General features: G+C 45.4%; 7 protein-coding genes. All 7 read left to right on the forward strand.

The window, feature by feature from the left end:
- Positions 1 to 188: hypothetical protein (locus tag OCV62_RS07430; protein ID WP_243037275.1), on the forward strand; the 188-nt coding region annotated here is incomplete at its 5' end.
- Positions 185 to 526 carry a DeoR family transcriptional regulator gene (locus OCV62_RS07435; protein WP_005930726.1) on the forward strand — a complete coding sequence of 114 codons (342 nt, stop codon included), beginning with the start codon at positions 185 to 187 and terminating at the stop codon, positions 524 to 526. The genes OCV62_RS07430 and OCV62_RS07435, both read left to right, overlap by 4 nt.
- Positions 519 to 815: a DUF3847 domain-containing protein gene (locus tag OCV62_RS07440; protein WP_002594808.1), complete on the forward strand. Its 297-nt coding sequence runs from the start codon at positions 519 to 521 to the stop codon at positions 813 to 815. The genes OCV62_RS07435 and OCV62_RS07440 overlap by 8 nt, the downstream gene beginning before the upstream one ends.
- Before the next feature lie 301 nt (positions 816 to 1,116).
- Positions 1,117 to 1,329: a DUF6199 family natural product biosynthesis protein gene (locus tag OCV62_RS07445; RefSeq protein WP_118468456.1), complete on the forward strand. Its 213-nt coding sequence runs from the start codon at positions 1,117 to 1,119 to the stop codon at positions 1,327 to 1,329.
- A gap of 254 nt (positions 1,330 to 1,583) precedes the next feature.
- The gene (locus OCV62_RS07450; protein ID WP_073929945.1) at positions 1,584 to 1,838 is read left to right on the forward strand and encodes a CPCC family cysteine-rich protein; all 255 of its coding nucleotides are present in this window, start codon (positions 1,584 to 1,586) and stop codon (positions 1,836 to 1,838) included.
- 21 nt (positions 1,839 to 1,859) lie between these two features.
- Positions 1,860 to 2,264 (forward strand): hypothetical protein, encoded by a 405-nt coding sequence (locus tag OCV62_RS07455; RefSeq protein ID WP_118468452.1) that lies wholly within the window; start codon positions 1,860 to 1,862, stop codon positions 2,262 to 2,264.
- 183 nt (positions 2,265 to 2,447) lie between these two features.
- Positions 2,448 to 3,504 (forward strand): MobQ family relaxase (gene mobQ / locus OCV62_RS07460; protein ID WP_262585779.1); only part of this gene is annotated, 1,057 nt, incomplete at its 3' end.

Here is a 3,504-nt window from a genome sequence, read left to right on the forward strand (position 1 = left end):
TGCCGAGAATGAGCAAAAAGAGGAAGCATGAGCTTTCTTTTTACCTCAATGACCGGGGGCGTGTCACTTACAACGAATTATGCCGGAAATGCCAGCATGGGTGCAAGCAGAGCTTCCGGGCGGTTGTGATTGACTGCCCCCGTTATTTATCCAAACGAGCAAAGAAAAAGGAGGAACACACCGAATGAATTTTGAATTTATGACGATAGACACACCATTGCCGCCCTGTATGGCTTTTCCAAGAGCGTTGACAGGGTTTCCAGTCAGCAGCACCGCAAAGGTCATGTACTGCCGGATGTTGGACGCTATGCTCTCCAATGGGCAGGAGGACGAGAACGGAATCCTGTTTGTCTGCTTCCCTGTCACAGCCATTGCCGCAGTCCTGTCCCGCAGCTCTATGACGGTCAAGCGTTCTTTGAATGAACTGGAAAACGCCGGACTTATCATGCGGGTGCGTCAGGGCGTTGGAGAACCAAACAGGATTTATGTGTTGATACCGGGAAAGGAGGACGCTGCCCTTGCCTGATACCTCAAAGCTGGAAAAGCTCAACCGGGAGCTGGAGAAAAGCGAAAAGAAACTGCGGAAAGCCATCAATGATGAAAAGGCATTGCAGCACCAGTTAAAGCAGCTTACCCGAAAGGAACGGACGCACCGGCTCTGTACTCGTGGCGGTATGCTGGAAAGTTTTCTGCAAGAGCCGGAACGCCTGACAGATGATGATGTCATGCTGTTGTTGAAACTCATTTTTCACAGGCAGGACACGCAGGAACTATTGAAGAAACTGCTGGAACGGGAGAAGCCGGAAACCCCTTAGTTTACTAAGGGCGCAATTATACACCACCCAAAGGTTGGTGCATTGCGTTCTCCGAAGGCTCCTCGCCGGAGGGCTGTGATTTTCCGCAGTCATGGTCTGCTCCAAATCAAACAGGGGACGCTACGCTTCCCCTGCGCTGGCTGCCGCCAGCTGCCCTTTTGTGGACTTGCCATCTGGGGACACCTTGCGCTGCAAGCTGTTCCCATCTGACAAGTTTCATAAAATACGCTATCTTTTCGATAGGTAATAAAGTATAATGAAATCAATAACAAACTGGACTTGAATAACGGGAGGGACGCCTATGTTATGGTCTATTAGTGGTGGAGTTATAATTTTTGTTTTAGGTGTGTTTATTTTTTTAAAGCCAGATTTAGTGTGGAAATTAACAGAAGCATGGAAATCTTATCGTGCAGATGAGCCATCTGAGTTATATCTGAAAACCACAAAAATTGGCGGTATTTTATTTGCTCTATCAGGAATTGTTATGATAATACTACCCTTTATTTTGAAATAATAACTTTCAGATTGCATGACGAGCGACAAATCAATTTTAGGAGGGATATAGATGCCGGTTATCGAGATTATAACGATTGTATTTGCAGCGATTACAATTTATTTGTGTTATGACGAATATAAAAAAGGAAAAATGAGTTTGAGGAATTTCAAAATAGTTTCTATATGCGAAAGTCTTGCGATTTTAGGAATGATATTTTTGATAATTTGCTGTTATTCAAATATGAAATTATAATGGGGAGCTAAAAATACGAAATGATGAAATATCAATGTCCTTGCTGCGGATATTTTACCTATAATGTTCCGGCAAATGAAGATTGTGGGTATATCTGTCCCGTTTGTTTTTGGGAGAATGACCCGTTCATTGCTTCTGATAACGAACCAAGTGACTCTAATCATGGAATAACGCTAAAAGAAGCGAAATCCAATTTCTCAAAATTTGGTGCTTGTGAAAAAGAAATGTTATGTTATGTCCGACCACCAAGAGATGATGAAAAAGAAATTTCATAGTAGTGTGTAAAGGAGAATCAAATGAAGCATAAAAAGTTTTTGTTAATTGCACTGATATGTTTAATCGGTATAGGTATTAGCTTTCTTTTGTTTTCTGCTCATAGACCATTCAAAGATTTAGAGGCAGCAGATATTACTTCGGCAAGTGTTCGGTTATCGCCACCTGATACAACAATTCAGATAGTAGAAACAGAGGAATTAGTATCATATCTCAATGAGGTAGTTATTTACAATAAGGACAACTCATATACAGAATATGCCGGACAAGCAGTTATTTTCACTCTGTCTTTGGCAGATGGTTCTCAAGTGGAGATTATAGCATACAATCCATTTATTATAATTGACGGTATTGGTTATAAATGCAAATATGAACCTTGTGAAGTTCTTAATCATTATGCTAATGAGCTAATGACAAGAGAACCATAATTTTTAAGTGTACCATCTACCCATCGGGTCAACTTGTCCCGAACTTTTACAACTAAATATCCGCCGCCAACACAGCGGCGCACCGAGCAGGAAATCTGAAAAAGGTCTCCTGCTTTTTTTCTGCCCAAAATGAGGTGGTAAAACGCCACCCCATCCACCAATTAGCGAAAGGAGGGATACGAAATGCCCTGTCCACACAACGAAATCACGATTGTTCAGCGCAGCCAACGGCAGTCTGCTGTTGCCGCCGCTGCTTACCAGAGTGGCGAAAAACTGTTCTGTGAATATGACCAGCAAGTGAAGCACTACCCGGAAAAGCGTGGTATCGTCCACAATGAAATCCTGCTCCCACCTAATGCCCCACAGGAATATGCAGACCGCAATACTTTGTGGAACGCCGCCGAAGCGGTGGAAAAACAATGGAACTCCCAGCTTGCAAGGCGGTGGGTGCTTACCATCCCCAGAGAGATACCGCCCGACCAATATGCTGTCCTTGTCCGGGAGTTTTGTGAACAGCAGTTTGTTTCCAAAGGGATGATTGTTGACTTTGCCATCCATGACCCCCACCCGCCGGGACACAATCCCCACGCCCATGTCCTGCTGACTATGCGGGCAATGGACGAGCATGGGAAATGGCTTCCCAAGAGCCGCAAGGTTTATGACCTTGACGAGAATGGGGAACGGATAAAGCTGCCATCCGGCAGGTGGAAAAGCCACAAGGAGGATACGGTGGACTGGAACGACCAGAAGTATTGTGAAATCTGGCGGCATGAATGGGAGGTCATCCAGAACCGCTATCTGGAAGCCAATGACCGCCCGGAGCGTGTGGACTTGCGTTCCTATGCCAGACAGGGGCTTGATATTATCCCTACTGTCCATGAGGGAGTTGCTGTCCGGCAGATGGAAAAGCGAGGTATCCAGACGAATATCGGCAACCTGAACAGGGAAATCAGAGCTGCCAACAATCTGATGAAGTCCATCCGGCAGCTTATCCAAAACCTCAAAGGCTGGATTACCGAGCTGGGCGAAAAACGGAAGGACTGGACAAGGGCTGGACAGAACCGGGGGACTTCACAGGACTTAAAGGCAGTCAGCGAAGCCCTGTCCTATCTCCGTCAAAAGGGGCTTTCTACTGTGGAGGACTTAGAAGTATTTCTGGAATCTTCCGGGAAATCAGCCGCAGATTACCGCAGTCAGATGAAGCCAAAGGAAGCCCGCAGCAAAGTGATTGACGGGATTC

Origin of the sequence: Gallintestinimicrobium propionicum (genome assembly GCF_025567525.1) — a bacterium.
Taxonomy (GTDB): domain Bacteria; phylum Bacillota; class Clostridia; order Lachnospirales; family Lachnospiraceae; genus Gallintestinimicrobium; species Gallintestinimicrobium propionicum.

What these genes read in the sequence shown, in the direction of transcription:
- OCV62_RS07450 (WP_073929945.1), top strand. Translation starts at nt 1,584, where the DNA reads ATGATGAAATATCAATGTCCTTGCTGCGGATATTTTACCTATAATGTT.
- OCV62_RS07455 (WP_118468452.1), top strand. Translation starts at nt 1,860, where the DNA reads ATGAAGCATAAAAAGTTTTTGTTAATTGCACTGATATGTTTAATCGGT.
- OCV62_RS07445 (WP_118468456.1), top strand. Translation starts at nt 1,117, where the DNA reads ATGTTATGGTCTATTAGTGGTGGAGTTATAATTTTTGTTTTAGGTGTG.
- OCV62_RS07435 (WP_005930726.1), top strand. Translation starts at nt 185, where the DNA reads ATGAATTTTGAATTTATGACGATAGACACACCATTGCCGCCCTGTATG.